Here is a 14,459-nt window from a genome sequence, read left to right on the forward strand (position 1 = left end):
TCCCGGCATGACCGAGCTCGTGCACCTCGACGTCGCCGCCGGCGTCGCGACCATCACGCTGGACTCCCCCGCCAACCGCAACGCGCTGTCGGCGCAGCTGCGCGGCGAGCTGATCGGCCACCTCCGGGCCGCGATCGCCGACGACGCCGCCCGCGTGATCGTCCTGACCCACACCGGCACGGTGTTCTGCGCCGGCATGGACCTCAAGGAGACGCGTGGCGCCGGCTCCCAGGAACAGGGCATCCGCGACGTGCCGGAGATCCTCGAGTTGATCTGGACCTCCCCCAAGCCCGTGGTCGCCCGGCTCGCCGGAGCGGCCCGCGCGGGCGGCGTCGGGATCGTCGCGGCCTGCGACATCGCCGTGGCCGCCGCCGGGGCCACGTTCGCGTTCAGCGAGGTCCGGATCGGCGTGGTGCCGGCCGTGATCTCGGTGACGGTGCTGCCGCGCCTGCTGCCCCGCGCCGCGCACGAGCTGTTCCTCACCGGCGAGACGTTCGACGCCCCGCGCGCGGTGGCGATCGGCCTGCTGAACGCGGCCGTGCCCACCGACGACCTCGACAGCGAGGTCGCGCGCTACACGGAGATGCTGCGCCTGGGCGCTCCCGGGGCACTCGCCGCCACCAAGGAGATGTTGCGCGGCAGCGGTGGTCGGGACTCCGGGATGAGCGCGCGGTTCGACGAGATGCTCACGCTGTCGGCCGGGTTCTTCGCCGGCGAGGAGGGCCAGGAGGGCATGCGGGCCTTCGCGGAGAAGCGCCCGCCGGCCTGGACCGTCGTTCAGTAGACGGCGTCCAGCTCCGTCCACACCGGACCGGGCACCGGGTCGGCGGCCCACGCGACGTCGACGAGGGCCTGCCCGGCGGTGCGGATCCCGACCACCACCGACGCCACCGCCTCGTGCCGCAACGGGAACTGCATCGCGGCCTGCGGGAGGCTCGCCCCGCCGCGCTCGCAGGCGGCGGCCATCCGGCGGGCGCGCGCGAGCACCGGTGCGGGAGCGGGTGCGTAGTCGAAGAAGGCGTCGTCGGCGGGCCACGCCGCGGCGAGCAGCCCGGAGTTGAACGGCGCCGCGGCCAGCACCGACACCCCACGCCGGCTGCACGCCTCCAGCAGCGGGGCGGCGGAACGGTCGGCGAGAGTCCAGCGCCCGGCGACCATCACGGCATCCACAGTGGACTCCTCCACGAACCGGAGCAGGGGTTCCACGACATTCATCCCGACCCCGACCACCCCCACCTCCGGCATCGCGGCCAGCGCGGGCACGGCCTCGGCCAGCGCCTGCTCCATGTGGTCGTCGGGATCGTGGACGAGGGCGATGTCGATCCGGTCCATGCCCAGGCGCTCCAGGCTCTCGGCCACGCTGCGCCGCACGCCGTCGGCGCTGAAGTCCCAGCGGCGGGTGAGCACGCCGGGAACGTCGAACTCCGGGTCCCGGTCGGTCGGGTGCGGGTGCGGCACCAGGAGCCGCCCGACCTTGGTGGACACCACGAACCCGTCGCGCGGGTAGCGGGCCAGCGCGGCGCCGAGCCGCCGCTCCGACAGGCCGAGCCCGTAGTGGGGCGCCGTGTCGAAGTACCGGATCCCGGCCTCCCACGCGCCGTGCACCGCCGCGGCGGCCGTGTCGTCGTCGACGGCCGAGTAGAGGTTGCCGATGGCCGCGCCCCCGAACCCGACGGGCCCCAGCACACGGCCGATCATGCGAGCCCGTACCAGCGGACGGCGTTCTCCCCGAAGACGTCGGCCTGCTCGGCGGCCGAGAGGTCCGCGACCAGCGTGCGGGCCAGCGCCGCGACCTCGGCGTAGCCCGCGTCCACGAGGCAGACCGGCCAGTCCGAGCCGTAGAGGACCCGTCCGGGCCCGAACGCGTCGAGCACCGTGGCGGCGTAGGGGGCGATGCGTTCGGCGGACCAGTCCGGGCCGGCCTCGGTGACGAGCCCGGACATCTTGACGGCGACGTTCTCGCACCCGGCGAGCGTGCGGAGGTCACGGGCCCACCGATCGTGCCCGCCCTCGGCGATCCGCGGCTTGCCCGCGTGGTCGAGCACGAACCGCATGTCGGGCAGCACCCGGGCGGCCTCGACCGCGGCGGGCAGCTGCGCCGGCACCACCAGCAGGTCGAAGGCCAGCCCGGCGGCGGCGACGGCGGCCAGACCCCGGCGCACCTCCCGACCGCACAGCCAGGCCGGATCGGGCTCGGCCTGCACGCCGTGCCGGACGCCGACGAGCGCGTCACCGCCCGGCCCGTCACGCAGCTGGTCGATCTGCTGCGCGACGTCGGGCGCGGTCAGGTCCATCCACGCGACGACGCCCGCCACCCGGGGCGACGAGGCCGCCAGCGCGAGCAGCTCGACGCCCTCCTCGAAGACGTTCACGGTCTCGACCACCACGGTGGAGCCGACGTCCTCGCGGTCGAGCTCGGGAGCCAGCTCGTCGAGGGCGAAGGAGCGCCGCAGCGGTGGCAGGTCGGCCGTCCAGGGCTGGTCCCGCACGGCGAGATCCCACACGTGGTGGTGGGCGTCGACGCGGCGGGACACCCAGTCGATCTTAGTGGGCGTTGGCCCAACCGGGGTCGCGACCCGACGTGGCGAGCGCCCGGTCCAGCGTCGAGGCGCCCGCGGGTAGCGCCACCTCGGCGCCGTACCAGCCGGCGTCACGTCCCATCGGGGCCAGCTCCTGCGCGCCGTCCAGCGCGGCGGCGGCGAGGCCCTCGGGCACGGTGAACGCCTGCCCGGTGGCCGTGGCGAGGTCCCAGCCGTGGAGCACGAACTCGGTGATCATCATCGACCCGATGGCGGTGGCGGGCATGGGGTTGCCCATGAAGCTCGCCTCGCCCTCCCAGGCGGCCGGGTCGGCCCACGCCCGCGCGGCCGCGGCGGCCTGCTCGGCGGCCAGCCCGGCCCACTCCTGCTCGGGAACGCCGACGAGGTAGGGCGCGTGCTCGTAGTCGGTGATCGACGGGTCGAGGTCGCGGCGCTCGGCGCCGAGCTGCGCGAGCAGCAGCCCGAACGCGAGGTGGTGCAAGAGCTTCCCGACGGTGTAGTCGGTGCACGGGGTGGGGTCGGGGAAGCGGGCCGGGTCGGCTCCGCGGATCGCGGCGACGGCGATGTCGATGCTCTGGGCCATGTGGTCTGAATGATCCATGCACGGGAGTCTGCCCGGGTCCCGACGCCGGGCATTGGACGAACGCGACAGCTACCGTGGAGGGGTGGAAACGCTGGCCGACGGTCTGGACGAGGCTCTCGACGTCCTGGCCGGCCGTCCACTCGTCGCGCTCACGGGCGCGGGGCTGTCCACCGACTCGGGCATCCCCGACTACCGCGGCCCCGCGTCGCCGAAGCGCACCCCGATGACCTACCAGGAGTTCCGGTCCGGGGAGGGTCCGCAGCGTCGCTACTGGGCCCGCAGCTACGTCGGCTGGGCCCGGATGGCGCACGCCTCCCCCAACGACGGCCACCACGCGCTGGCCGACCTGGAACGCACGGGCGCCCTTCGCGGGCTGATCACCCAGAACGTCGACGGGCTGCACACCACGGCCGGCAGCCGCACGGTGATCGACCTGCACGGGCGCATCGCCGACGTGGTCTGCCTCGACTGCGGCACCCGCAGCCCGCGGCTCGAGCTGCAGCACCGGTTCGCCGAGCTCAACCCCGGTTTCGTCGAGGCCGCGGGTGCGGGCATCGAGGCCGCCCCGGACGGTGACGCGGAGCTCGACGCCGTCGAGGGCTTCCGGCTCGCCCCGTGCACGGTCTGCCGTGGCCTGCTCAAACCCGACGTCGTGTTCTTCGGGGAGAACGTGCCCAAGGACCGCGTGGCGCTGGCCTACAGCTGGGTGGACGCGGCGGCCGACACGGCCGGTGCGCTGCTCGTCGCGGGCTCGTCGTTGACGGTGATGTCAGGCCTGCGCTTCGTCCGCCACGCCCACAAGCACGGCATCCCGGTGGTGATCGTCAACCGGGGGGCCACCCGTGGCGACGAGTTCGCCGCGGTCCGCCTCGACGCGGGCTGCAGCGAGGTGCTGGCGGCGCTGGCGGGACTCGCAGGAGGCTCAGCGCGGGACTGAGGCACCCGCCAGCACGACCCTGAGCGGGCGGGCACCGTCCGCAGTGGACTCCGTTGCCGCCGCCAGCACCTCCAGCAGCACGCGATGGCCGCGAGGATCGGTCTGGCGCAACGCCTCCGAGCCGTCCCAGACGAGCACGACCTCGCCGGCCGGCAGCCAGGACAGGTCGCCCAGGCACTCCTCGAGCGCGTCGAGGTTGCCGCCGTAGTAGGCCGGGAAGCGCAGCTCGCGACCGATCGCGGCGAGCAGGGCCCGCCGCTCGTCGAAGGTGCCGACGACGGCGACGGCGGCCCCGCGCAACCGGGCGTCCGCGGCCACCTCGGCCGCGGACGCGGCCACGCGCAGGACTCCGATGGTCATCGACGGCGGGCGTCGGCGACGAGGTCGACGAGCCGGTCGAGGCCCGCGGAGACGAACCAGCAGAGCGGCACGATCACGAGGATCGCCAGCACCACCTGCAGCGGGAACGCGAGCTGCGTGAGCCACAGCTCGAACGAGTCCCACCAGTCCGCGATCGCACGTGCCACGCCCCACACAGTAGACCGCACGGATCGTGGCTACATTGCCTGCATGTTCGCCGTCTACGCAGCAGAGCCCAACGCCGACGCTCCGCTCGACTCGCTCACCGTGGGTGAGCGTCCCGAGCCCGAGGTGCCCGAGGGCTGGGTGGCCGTCAAGGTCAGCGCCGCCAGCCTCAACATGCACGACATCTGGACGCTGCGCGGCGTCGGGATCAAGCCCGAGCAGTTCCCCATGATCCTGGGCTGCGACGGCGCCGGCACGCTGGAGGACGGCACCGAGGTGGTGCTGCACTCCGTGATCAACGCCCCGGGCTGGCAGGGTGACGAGACCCTCGACCCGAAGCGCACCCTGCTCACCGAGAAGGCCCAGGGCGCGATGGCCGACACCGTCGTGGTCCCGAAGCGCAACGCCATCCCGAAGCCCGAGGGCCTCACGGCGGTCCAGGCGTCGGTGATGGGCACCGCGTGGCTCACGGCCTACCGCATGCTGTTCGTGAAGTCGGGCCTGCGCCCGGGGCAGACCATGCTCGTGCAGGGCGCCTCCGGCGGCGTCTCCACCGCACTGGTGCAGCTGGGTCGCGCGGCGGGCATGCGCGTCTGGGTCACCGGCCGCACCGAGGAGAAGCGCGCGCTCGCGGAGAAGCTCGGCGCACACGCCACCTTCCCGTCCGGGGAACGGTTGCCGGGCAAGGTGGACGCCGTCTTCGAGACCGTCGGCGACGCGACGTGGTCGCACTCGATGCGCGCGCTCAGGCCGGGCGGGGTGATCGTGGTCTCCGGGTCCACCAGCGGCCCCAACCCCGGTGCGGACCTGCAGCGCCTGTTCTTCCTCCAGCTGCGCGTCGTCGGCTCGACGATGGGCACCAGCGACGAGCTCGCCGACCTCCTCACCTTCGTCGCGAACGCGGGGATCGTTCCGGAGATCGGGCTCGAGCTGCCCATGGAGAAGGCCGCGGACGGGTTCCGCGCCATGCTCGACGGGCACACGGCGGGCAAGATCGTGTTCACCCGCTGACAGCGAGTGACTGGGCCGTAAGGACTTTTCTCACCCTGAGAACCTCTAATAGTCCTCTCAGCAAGTACAGTCGGTCACCGTGTCCGAGCCACTGAGTCGAAGAACGGCGGGAACGGTCTACGTTCCGGCGCCGCGAGTGACAGGCCTGGTCGAGTTGCTGGATCGGTTGGACCGTGCGGTGGCCACCGCACTGTCCCCGATCACCTCGGCGGAAGGCGTCAGCCGTGACGGCTGGCGCGTGCTGTTGATGCTGGCCCGCGGAGGGGGGCGGAGCATGGGCGAGATCGCCTCGCACACCGCTCTCCCCGCCCCCACGGCCACCCGCGTCGTCGACCGCCTGGTCGCGTCGGGGATGGCCTTCCGCAACACCGATCCCGTCGACCGCCGCCGCGTGCTGGTGCATCTGGCCGCCGGAGGGCGCGAGGTGGTCGAGCGCGTCTGCCGCCGGGTGGAACGCGGAGCCGGCGACGTCATCGGGGGATCCCACACCGTCGAGCGCGCCCAGCTCGCCGACCTCCTCGAAGCCCTCGCCGTCCGCAACTGACCCACCCCGTCGCCTCCCCCAACCACGTCGTTTCCCGCACACCCAGGTCCTCCCGGGCCCGCACCACCCGATCCGGCCGCTCCCGTATCCCGGTCATCGCGGCCATCACGTCGGCCACGGTGACCCCGTGCCGCGGACGCTCCCGCACCGTCGCCGGGTCACCCGCCCGGCGGCGACGAACCACGGGCAGATCGTGCCGCCGTCCACACCGGACCGTCCCCGGTGGACGGGGCCGTCGACGGGGTCGCTCGCCGATGCCGGGTGCGCACGACCGCGACATCCACCTGTTCCACGCGCCCCGTCATCGGAGCGCCGAGGCCTGCGGCAGGAGCCTCGCCGTGGCGTCGCCCGCGTTCGCGTAGGGGAACGCGGCCAGCAGGAGCGCCGCGGCGGCGATCACGACGATCCGGGTGAACCAGCTGCCCCGCGCGCAGATCCACCCCGCGACGAACGCGACCAGCGGCGGCACCGCGATCGTGTAGAGCCGGGCGATGTCGGCGGCCCGGGTGCCCACCGCACCTGTGGTGGCGGCCGTGACGACGAACCCGATCACGGCGATCGCGATGATCCCGATCAGCAGCAGCCCGAAGCGCCGCTTCGACCGCCCGGCCGCGATCCCGACGACCAGCACGACGAGCAGGACGAGGGCTGCGACACCTACGGGGACACCTACGGGGACACCTACGGGGACACCTACGGGCATGTCCCCATCGTGGCACCGCTCAGGGGCGCAGGCCGTCCAACAGGCGGGCGGGCACGAGCACAACCGGGAACGGCTGCCCGGCCAGCTGCTACTTCTTCGGCTTGTCCCCCGCCGAGTCGGTGGAGAGGGCGGCCACGAAGGCCTCCTGCGGCACCTCGACCCGTCCGATGGTCTTCATGCGCTTCTTGCCCTCCTTCTGCTTCTCCAGCAGCTTGCGCTTGCGGGTGATGTCACCGCCGTAGCACTTGGCGAGCACGTCCTTGCGGATGGCGCGGATGTTCTCGCGGGCGATGATGCGCGAGCCGATGGCGGCCTGGATGGGCACCTCGAACTGCTGGCGCGGGATCAGCTCGCGCAGCTTCACCGTCATCGACGTGCCGTAGGCGTACGCGGAGTCCTTGTGCCGGATGGCGGAGAACGCGTCGACGGGCTCGCCCTGCAGCATGATGTCGACCTTGACGAGGTCGGCCTCCTGCTCGCCGGCCTCCTCGTAGTCGAGGCTGGCGTAACCGCGGGTGCGCGACTTCAGGGCGTCGAAGAAGTCGAAGATGATCTCGGCGAGCGGCATCGTGTAGCGCAGCTCGACGCGGGTCTCGGACAGGTAGTCCATGCCGCCCAGCTCACCGCGACGGCTCTGGCACAGTTCCATGATCGCGCCGATGAACTCCGACGGCGCCAGGATCGTGACCTTGACGATGGGCTCGAAGATCTGCGCGACGCGGCCGGTGGGCCAGTCGGACGGGTTGGTGACGGTGAGCTCGACGCCGTCGTCCCGGACCACCCGGTAGACCACGTTGGGCGCGGTGGAGATCAGGTCGAGCCCGGCCTCGCGCTCCAGGCGGTCGCGCGTGATCTCCAGGTGCAGCAGGCCGAGGAACCCGCAGCGGAAGCCGAACCCCAGCGCCGCCGACGTCTCGGGCTCGTAGGTGAGCGCGGCGTCGTTGAGCTGCAGCTTGTCCAGGGCGTCACGCAGCTCGGGGTAGTCCGACCCGTCGACGGGGTAGAGCCCGGAGTAGACCATCGGGCGCGGCTCGCGGTAGCCGGTGAGCGGCTCGGTGGCGCCGTGGCGCAGCGACGTGATCGTGTCGCCGACCTTCGACTGCCGGACGTCCTTCACCCCGGTGATGAGGTAGCCGACCTCGCCGACGCCCAGGCCCCGCGACGGCTTCGGCTCGGGCGAGACGATGCCCACCTCGAGCAGCTCGTGCGTGGTGCCGGTGGACATCATCTTGATGCGCTCGCGCGGGGTGATCTTGCCGTCGACCACGCGGATGTAGGTGATGACGCCGCGGTAGGTGTCGTAGACGGAGTCGAAGATCATCGCGCGGGCGGGGGCGTCGGCGTCGCCGACCGGCGCCGGCGTGACCCGGACGACCTCGTCGAGCACCTCGGCCACGCCCATGCCGGTCTTCGCGCTGACCCGCAGCACGTCGTCGGCGTCGCAGCCCACGATGTGCGCGATCTCCTTGGCGTAGCGGTCCGGGTCGGCGGCGGGGAGGTCGATCTTGTTGAGGACCGGGATGATCGTGAGGTCCTTCTCCATGGCCAGGTACAGGTTGGCCAGGGTCTGCGCCTCGATGCCCTGCGCGGCGTCGACCAGCAGGATCGCGGCCTCGCACGCCTCCAGCGCCCGGCTCACCTCGTAGGTGAAGTCGACGTGGCCGGGGGTGTCGATCATGTGGAGCACGTGTTCGGAGTCGCCCACCTTCCACGGCAGGCGCACGTTCTGGGCCTTGATCGTGATGCCGCGCTCGCGCTCGATGTCCATGCGGTCGAGGTACTGGGCACGCATGTCACGCGCCTCGACGACGCCGGTGATCTGCAGCATCCGGTCGGCCAGGGTGGACTTGCCGTGGTCGATGTGGGCGATGATGCAGAAGTTCCGGATCAGCTCCGGCGGGGTGAACGTCTGGTCGGCGAACGAGCTCACGCAGCGATTCCTTCGGGTACGGGTGCCTCCATCGTCCCACGTGCGCGGACCGGTCCGGCCGAACGGGGGACGAGAGCGCCGCCGACCGCGACCGGATCGTGACCGTACGGCGTTTTCGCAGGTCGTCGGGCGGGAACAGGAGTTCATGACAGATGTGAGTCAGGACACTCAGGACTGGACCGGACGCACGGTCCGCGCCCGCGACGGGGCCGCGCTCGGCACCCTCGGGCGGGTGCACCCGCCGAACGGGAACGGCGGCACCTGGGGCGAGGTGCGGTCGCGCTTCGGGCGGCGACGGCTCGTCCCCCTCGACGGCGCGGCGACCGACGGCGACGCCGGCCTCACGGTGCCCGTGGACCGTGCGGTGCTGCGCGCCGCCCCGCGCACGGGCCCCGGGGCACCGGACTCCGACACGGAGACCACGCTCCAGCGCCACTACACCGGCCGCGGGCTCCTGGCCGACGCCCAGGCGCGGCAGCGGGACCGGTTCGGCGGGGCGAAGGTCGGTGCGGCGTTCTTCGGCTGGATCGTGGCGGTCGGGATGACGGTGCTGCTGGCCGCGGTCGCGGCCGGGATCGGCGCCGCCGCGGGCCTGGGCACCCAGCTGAACCCCTCGACCGTCGACGTACGGACGGTCGGCGTCGTCGGTGCGGTCGTGCTGCTCGTCGTCCTCGCGCTCGCCTACCTCGCGGGCGGCTACGTGGCCGGGCGCCTCGCCCGCTTCGACGGGCTCCGCAACGGCGTCCTGTCGTGGGTGGTCGGCGTGATCGTGACGATCGTCGCCGCGATCGCGGGCAGCGTGGTCGGTCAGAGCTACGACGTGTTCGGGCGGCTGACGCTGCCCGCCGTGCCGGTCGACCCGGCGACGCTCACCCTCAGCGGTGTCGTCGCGCTGGTGGTCGTCCTGCTGGTCACGCTGCTCACCGCCGCCGTCGGTGGCCGGATGGGCGAGCGTTTCCACCGCCGCGTGGACCGGGAGGCCACGGCGGTCGTCTGAAGAAGTGATGTCGTCGAGATAGCTCGACCGACTCGACGCCCAGGGGACGCCATGACCACGACCGACTCGTGCGTGCCGGTGCGGATGCCGGATCCGGCGGTGCGCGAACGCGCCGCCACCGGCGTCAACGGCTTCGTCGGCCTGCTCGCCGGGGTGATCCTGCTCGCGGTGGGGGCGATGCTGGCCGAGGCCGGCCGCCTCCCGAGGGACGCGAAACCACCCCGCCCGAGGGGCCGCCCGCGGTCCGAGGCCGACTGACACGCCCTCCGCGCACGGCGCCAGGCCACGTCCTCCCCTGGCTCCACAGGGCCTTGACGTTGCCCGGCCCCGCCCGCTCGAGCAGCTTCACCGGCCCGAACAGCACCGCGGCCAGCAGCACGACGGTGAGGAACGGCCGTAGCGGATCTCGGAACCGTTCAGCGCGACCGCGTTGGGCTCTCCCCACGGACCCTTCACGAACCGGAATCACGGGACATCGGGCGCACGGCCCGGAGCGCGACGGCGACCGTGAAACACACTTGTGACGTTCCTGCGTTTGCCGAAGCCGACGGGTGCCGTGAGGATCGCCCCATGAGTGTGACTCCGTTGGACCGCAAGCAGGCCTCCGCCGCCGCCCTCGCGGCCAAGCGTCGCTCGTCCCTGCGCTGGGCGGACCTGGGCAAGACCATCGGCATGTCCACCGAGTGGACCACCGCCGCCCTACTGGGCCAGCACCCGCTCACCGCGGAGCAGGCCGCCACGCTCGGCTCCGCGCTCGAGCTGGACGAGGCCGTCGTCGAGGCCCTGACGCTGCCCGCGGTGCGGGGCAAGGACGTCGTCGACACCTCCGAGCCGCTCGTCTACCGGCTCCAGGAGATGGTGCAGGTCTACGGCAACGCGATCACCGAGCTGGTGCGCGAGGAGTTCGGCGACGGCATCGTCAGCGCCATCGACTTCGAGATGGACCTCGAGCGCGTCCCGGACCCCAAGGGCGACCGCGTCCGCATCACCCTGAACGGGAAGTTCCTGCCCTACCGCAGCTGGTAGTCGTCCGGTCACAGCCCGCCGACATCCGGTTGTGCACAACAGACCCGGCGTGCAAATGCGTTCGTCCACATGCCACGATGGGGTGATCGTGCTGCGTGCGGGGCTTGTCGGGGGATGCCGCGTTCGCTCCGGGTCGGACCCCAGCCCGGCCCTGGCAAACAACCGGCGATCCAGGGAGACGCGGCGGTGACATCGGCCCCGGACGGCTGCGCGCTCGTCATGGGCGCGTCCGAGTGCCGGTGCGTGCACGACATGCCCCGCCTCACCGGGCGGCAGATCGTCGACCGGGCCACCGACAAGTTCGTGTGGCAGCAGCGGCGGGCGCCCGAGCCGCGGGCGGCGGCCCGCCACGGGCTCGACGAGATGCTGCAGTACTCACGGGAACACGGCACGCCCGGTCTCGTGTCGGAGCTGCTGCGGCTCGGGATCATGCTGCGGATCCTCGGTGACGATCCCGCGGACGCCGACGAGGTCGAGACGATGCTCGCGGAGTTCTCCGAGCTGGCCGAGGCCGACGGCGACGCGCGCAGGCTCGGCGAGGCGGCCGTCATGCGGGCCCACCGGACCATCGCGTTCGGACACGGTGAGAACGCGCTCACCGACGCCGCGACGGCACTGGCGATCCTGGGCGACATCGCGGCGCCGGCGGCCGGGGACGATCCCGGCGACTGGTCCCGCACGCTCTCGCGCACCCTCAACGGCCTGGTGCTGGTGCTGCTCAAGCTCGGGTCCCACGAGCTCGCCGACCAGGTCTCGCAGCGCGCCATCGCCATCACCGAGTCGTCGGGCACCCCGATCGAGCGGCTCGTGCACCAGCTCAACCGGGTCCGGCTGCAGCTGTCGTGGGCGCTGCGGCTGGAGCGCGGTGGCCGGGCCGCCGCCGCCGCCACCCGGTTCGTCGGTGCCGCGCAGACCGCACACGCCGCCGCCGTGCTGTGGAACGCGGCGCTGGGCCGCGCCGAGGCCGGCGCGCGCCCCGCGGCCGAGGAGTGCTCGATCATCGGCTCGGCCTACGCGCTGGCCCGTCCCGATCCGGGGCACCTCGATGTGCTGTTCGGGCTGCAGGACATGGCCCACTTCACCGAGGACCGCATCATGCTGGCCATCGCCACCGCCCGGTGCCTCATGACGGCGCGGGCCCCGGCCGACGCGGCCGCGGTGCTCGCACCGCTGCGGGCCGAGCTCACCGCCGACACCTCGGAGGCGGTCCTCGCGCTCGCCCTGCACCGCGAGTACGCCCGCATCGACGGCATCGCGCGCGGCCTGCCCGAGCTCCCGGAGGCGGTCACCCGCTACACGGTGGCGCTCGAGGAGGAGCTGTGGGCGCTGCGCGAGGCCCGCCTCACCGCACTGCGCAGCCACTCCGAGCACCACCGCCTCGCCCTCGAGCACGGGGCCGTCGTCGCCGAGGCCCTGCAGGACCCGTTGACCGGGCTGCCGAACCGCCGCGCCCTGGACGTCCGCCTCGCCGAGGCCACGTCGTCGGCGGCCGGCCAGCCGTGCGCCGTGGCACTCGTCGACCTCGACCGTTTCAAGCACGTCAACGACGTGATGTCGCACGCCGTCGGCGACACGGTGCTGCGTTCGGTGGCGTCCTGCCTGCGCACCGCCCTGCGCGGCCAGGACCTGGTGGCGCGCTACGGCGGCGACGAGTTCGTCGTGGTGATGCCGTCCACGCCGCTGCCGGTGGCGCAGGCCGCCCTCGCCCGCGCCGCCGACGCCGTGGCGGCGCTGCCCCACGACGTGGCCGCGGGCGTCACGATGTCGGTGGGTGTCGTGCGCGCCCCCATGGACACCGACCCCGCCGCCGCGCTCGCCGCCGCCGACGCCGCGATGTACTCGGCCAAGCACGCGGGCGGCAACACCGTGGTCAGCGGCACCGTGGTCAGCGGCACCGTGGTCAGCGGCACCGTCGGCAGCGGCAACGGCAACGGGGTCCACGGGCCCGACACCACGCCCCTCCCCCTGCACGGCGGGCGGCGACACGCGCGCCGCGTGCACGCCGGACAGGTCTAGAGCGAGCGCCAGAACGCGGCGAGCACCTCGGCGCCGCGCTCCGGGTCCTCCGCCATCCACCAGTGCCCGAGCCCGTCGAGCACCTCGACGCGGGCCCCGGCCCGGGCCGCGCAGCGCCGGCGCTGCCCGTCGGTGCCGACCATGTGGTCGTCGGACGCGAGGATCGCCAGGCCCGGACGGGCGGCGGCCGCCTCGAGCCCGGCGCCGAGCTGCGCCATCGCCGGCTGCGCCGCGTCGCGGTAGAGCGCGAGGATGCACTCGCCCATGGCGGTGTCGAACCCGGCCGCCACCCGCTCGGCGACGGCCGAGCCCATCCCCCGCTTCGCCAGCTGGGTCGCCCGCACCTCGACCGGTGCGGACCCCATCGCGGCCACGGCCTGATCACCCACGCCGGGCTGCTGCCAGGCCTGTGCGAGGTCGTGCCAGACGTAGTCGGGATCGAAGACGCCGATGATGTCGGAGCACCAGCTGCGCAGCAGGTCGGGACGGGTCATGGCGACGTTGACGACGTGGCCGCCGCCCCAGTCGTGCCCGACGAGGTGCACCGGCTCACCGATCGCCTCCAGCTCCGCGACGAGCCAGTCGCGGTACCCGTCGACGGTGGCGGTGAAGCCGGGCGGGACGGGCGCGCCGAAGCCGGGCGGGGACAGCCGCACGGGCTCGTCGACGCCGAGCGCGACCAGCTGCGGAACCAGCAGGTCCCACACCGCGGCGGTCTCGGGGTTGCCGTGGACCAGGACGACGGTCACGACTCCGCCTCCGCGGGACGGAGCACGTCGGCGGTCATGCCAGCCGCGTCATGTCCACCGACACCTCGAGCGCCGCGGCCTTGCCACCGGAGTAGATGCCCTTGAGCGGCGAGACGTCGGAGTAGTCGCGGCCGACCGCGACCCACACGTGCCGGTGGCCGATCTCGATGTCGTTGGTGGGGTCGTAGCCCCACCACCCGCCCGTCCAGGCCTCGATCCAGGCGTGGCTCTCCCCGCGCACGGTCTGCCGGACCTCGGTCTCCGCGCGCGAGAGCAGGTAGCCCGAGACGTAGCGGCAGGGGATGCCCATCTCGCGCACCAGCAGCAGCGTGAGGTGCACGAAGTCCTGGCAGACGCCCTTGCGCGTCTCCCACGCCTCCACCGCGGAGGTGTGCACGCCGGTGGTGCCGGGCTGGTAGGTGAGGTGCTCGCGCACCCAGCGGCAGGCGGCCAGCACGGCGTCGGCCGGGTCCTTGCCGCGCTTGAGCGCCCTGGCCGCCCGGGCCAGGTCGCGGTTGCGGCCGACATAGTCGGTGAACTCCAGCATCTCGGTGTAGCGGTCGCGCACCGGCTCGCTCGCCAGCTCCTCCCACGTGGCGGAACGGGCGGGGGCGAGCGCGTCGGCCGTCTCGACCACCGAGGTGCCGGTGACCTTCAGCTCCTTGTGCGGGGCGTGCAGGTCGAACGCGGTGACGGTGGTGCCCCAGTAGTCGGAGTAGCGGTAGGACCGCGTCGGCGGCACCGTCTCGACGCGGCTGACGATGACGTTCTGCCGGTTGTCGCTGCGCGGGGTGAGCCGCACCTCGTTGTAGGACTCGTGGACGGGAGCGGAGTAGGAGTAGCCCGTCTCGTGCACGACCCGGATGCGCCAGCCCATCTACCCGACCTCCGGCTCGGT

Annotated in this window: 17 protein-coding genes; 8 read left to right on the forward strand and 9 right to left on the reverse strand. The window is 73.1% G+C overall.

Annotated features, from left to right (window positions below):
- Window positions 1–7 precede the first annotated feature (7 nt).
- A complete protein-coding gene (locus tag BGP03_RS15860) occupies window positions 8–784 on the forward strand; it encodes an enoyl-CoA hydratase-related protein (RefSeq protein ID WP_298797543.1) in 777 nt (258 codons plus the stop codon).
- On the opposite strand, the gene BGP03_RS15865 is transcribed toward BGP03_RS15860, so the two are convergent.
- Genes BGP03_RS15865 through BGP03_RS15875 form a run of 3 tightly spaced genes read right to left on the reverse strand, consistent with a single transcriptional unit; the run spans window position 778 to window position 3,141 of the window.
- On the reverse strand, window positions 778–1,686 hold the full coding sequence (locus tag BGP03_RS15865; protein WP_296370825.1) for an aldo/keto reductase: 909 nt from the start codon (window positions 1,684–1,686) through the stop codon (window positions 778–780). The genes BGP03_RS15860 and BGP03_RS15865 overlap by 7 nt on opposite strands.
- 8 nt (window positions 1,687–1,694) lie before the next feature.
- Entirely contained in the window at window positions 1,695–2,534 is an 840-nt protein-coding gene (locus BGP03_RS15870; protein ID WP_298797541.1) for an amidohydrolase family protein, read from the reverse strand.
- Between the two features lie 10 nt (window positions 2,535–2,544).
- Window positions 2,545–3,141, reverse strand: coding sequence for a TIGR03086 family metal-binding protein (locus tag BGP03_RS15875; protein WP_298797539.1), 597 nt, complete (start codon window positions 3,139–3,141; stop codon window positions 2,545–2,547).
- A gap of 73 nt (window positions 3,142–3,214) precedes the next feature.
- On the opposite strand from BGP03_RS15875, the gene BGP03_RS15880 reads away from it, so the two are divergent.
- Window positions 3,215–4,060 (forward strand): NAD-dependent protein deacetylase, encoded by an 846-nt coding sequence (locus tag BGP03_RS15880; RefSeq protein ID WP_296370956.1) that lies wholly within the window; start codon window positions 3,215–3,217, stop codon window positions 4,058–4,060.
- Here BGP03_RS15880 and BGP03_RS15885 read toward each other — a convergent pair.
- Both BGP03_RS15885 and BGP03_RS15890 read right to left on the reverse strand, forming a co-directional pair.
- On the reverse strand, window positions 4,046–4,420 hold the full coding sequence (locus tag BGP03_RS15885) for a barstar family protein (RefSeq protein ID WP_296370828.1): 375 nt from the start codon (window positions 4,418–4,420) through the stop codon (window positions 4,046–4,048). The two genes, BGP03_RS15880 and BGP03_RS15885, sit on opposite strands and share 15 nt — an antisense overlap.
- Window positions 4,417–4,587 carry a hypothetical protein gene (locus BGP03_RS15890; protein WP_296370829.1) on the reverse strand — a complete coding sequence of 57 codons (171 nt, stop codon included), beginning with the start codon at window positions 4,585–4,587 and terminating at the stop codon, window positions 4,417–4,419. The genes BGP03_RS15885 and BGP03_RS15890 overlap by 4 nt, the downstream gene beginning before the upstream one ends.
- Window positions 4,588–4,630: 43 nt before the next feature.
- Between BGP03_RS15890 and BGP03_RS15895 the strand changes: the two genes are divergently transcribed.
- Together BGP03_RS15895 and BGP03_RS15900 are read left to right on the forward strand one after the other, a co-directional pair.
- The gene (locus BGP03_RS15895) at window positions 4,631–5,596 is read left to right on the forward strand and encodes a zinc-binding dehydrogenase (protein WP_296370830.1); all 966 of its coding nucleotides are present in this window, start codon (window positions 4,631–4,633) and stop codon (window positions 5,594–5,596) included.
- Between the two features lie 178 nt (window positions 5,597–5,774).
- Window positions 5,775–6,140 carry a MarR family transcriptional regulator gene (locus BGP03_RS15900; RefSeq protein ID WP_296370831.1) on the forward strand — a complete coding sequence of 122 codons (366 nt, stop codon included), beginning with the start codon at window positions 5,775–5,777 and terminating at the stop codon, window positions 6,138–6,140.
- A 301-nt stretch (window positions 6,141–6,441) separates the two neighbouring features.
- Here the strand turns inward: BGP03_RS15900 and BGP03_RS15905 are convergent, their stop codons facing one another.
- Both BGP03_RS15905 and lepA read right to left on the reverse strand, forming a co-directional pair.
- Window positions 6,442–6,843, reverse strand: coding sequence for a hypothetical protein (locus tag BGP03_RS15905; RefSeq protein WP_298797536.1), 402 nt, complete (start codon window positions 6,841–6,843; stop codon window positions 6,442–6,444).
- Window positions 6,844–6,931: 88 nt separating this feature from the next.
- Window positions 6,932–8,773 (reverse strand): translation elongation factor 4, encoded by a 1,842-nt coding sequence (gene lepA / locus BGP03_RS15910; RefSeq protein WP_298797534.1) that lies wholly within the window; start codon window positions 8,771–8,773, stop codon window positions 6,932–6,934.
- A 145-nt stretch (window positions 8,774–8,918) separates the two neighbouring features.
- On the opposite strand from lepA, the gene BGP03_RS15915 reads away from it, so the two are divergent.
- From BGP03_RS15915 to BGP03_RS15930, 4 genes are all read left to right on the forward strand, one after another.
- Complete coding sequence (locus tag BGP03_RS15915) at window positions 8,919–9,770, forward strand: hypothetical protein (protein ID WP_298797529.1); 852 nt, start codon at window positions 8,919–8,921, stop codon at window positions 9,768–9,770.
- A gap of 51 nt (window positions 9,771–9,821) precedes the next feature.
- Window positions 9,822–10,028, forward strand: a complete 207-nt coding sequence (locus BGP03_RS15920; RefSeq protein ID WP_296370835.1) for a hypothetical protein — start codon at window positions 9,822–9,824, stop codon at window positions 10,026–10,028.
- Between the two features lie 312 nt (window positions 10,029–10,340).
- Window positions 10,341–10,796, forward strand: a complete 456-nt coding sequence (cynS, locus tag BGP03_RS15925; RefSeq protein WP_296370836.1) for a cyanase — start codon at window positions 10,341–10,343, stop codon at window positions 10,794–10,796.
- A gap of 186 nt (window positions 10,797–10,982) precedes the next feature.
- The gene (locus BGP03_RS15930) at window positions 10,983–12,812 is read left to right on the forward strand and encodes a GGDEF domain-containing protein (protein WP_298797527.1); all 1,830 of its coding nucleotides are present in this window, start codon (window positions 10,983–10,985) and stop codon (window positions 12,810–12,812) included.
- On the opposite strand, the gene BGP03_RS15935 is transcribed toward BGP03_RS15930, so the two are convergent.
- Together BGP03_RS15935 and BGP03_RS15940 are read right to left on the reverse strand one after the other, a co-directional pair.
- Window positions 12,809–13,561, reverse strand: a complete 753-nt coding sequence (locus BGP03_RS15935) for an alpha/beta hydrolase (protein WP_298797525.1) — start codon at window positions 13,559–13,561, stop codon at window positions 12,809–12,811. The two genes, BGP03_RS15930 and BGP03_RS15935, sit on opposite strands and share 4 nt — an antisense overlap.
- A gap of 34 nt (window positions 13,562–13,595) precedes the next feature.
- Window positions 13,596–14,438 (reverse strand): transglutaminase family protein, encoded by an 843-nt coding sequence (locus BGP03_RS15940; RefSeq protein ID WP_296370839.1) that lies wholly within the window; start codon window positions 14,436–14,438, stop codon window positions 13,596–13,598.
- Window positions 14,439–14,459 lie beyond the last annotated feature (21 nt).

Origin of the sequence: Pseudonocardia sp. 73-21, assembly GCF_001899645.1 — a bacterium.
Taxonomy (GTDB): Bacteria; Actinomycetota; Actinomycetes; order Mycobacteriales; family Pseudonocardiaceae; genus Pseudonocardia.

Coding starts and splice junctions, on each gene's coding strand:
- BGP03_RS15860 (WP_298797543.1), top strand. CDS start 8: ATGACCGAGCTCGTGCACCTCGACGTCGCCGCCGGCGTCGCGACCATC.
- BGP03_RS15875 (WP_298797539.1), bottom strand. CDS start 3,141: ATGGATCATTCAGACCACATGGCCCAGAGCATCGACATCGCCGTCGCC.
- BGP03_RS15920 (WP_296370835.1), top strand. CDS start 9,822: ATGACCACGACCGACTCGTGCGTGCCGGTGCGGATGCCGGATCCGGCG.
- BGP03_RS15905 (WP_298797536.1), bottom strand. CDS start 6,843: ATGCCCGTAGGTGTCCCCGTAGGTGTCCCCGTAGGTGTCCCCGTAGGT.
- BGP03_RS15915 (WP_298797529.1), top strand. CDS start 8,919: ATGACAGATGTGAGTCAGGACACTCAGGACTGGACCGGACGCACGGTC.
- BGP03_RS15940 (WP_296370839.1), bottom strand. CDS start 14,438: ATGGGCTGGCGCATCCGGGTCGTGCACGAGACGGGCTACTCCTACTCC.
- BGP03_RS15895 (WP_296370830.1), top strand. CDS start 4,631: ATGTTCGCCGTCTACGCAGCAGAGCCCAACGCCGACGCTCCGCTCGAC.
- cynS (WP_296370836.1), top strand. CDS start 10,341: ATGAGTGTGACTCCGTTGGACCGCAAGCAGGCCTCCGCCGCCGCCCTC.
- BGP03_RS15885 (WP_296370828.1), bottom strand. CDS start 4,420: ATGACCATCGGAGTCCTGCGCGTGGCCGCGTCCGCGGCCGAGGTGGCC.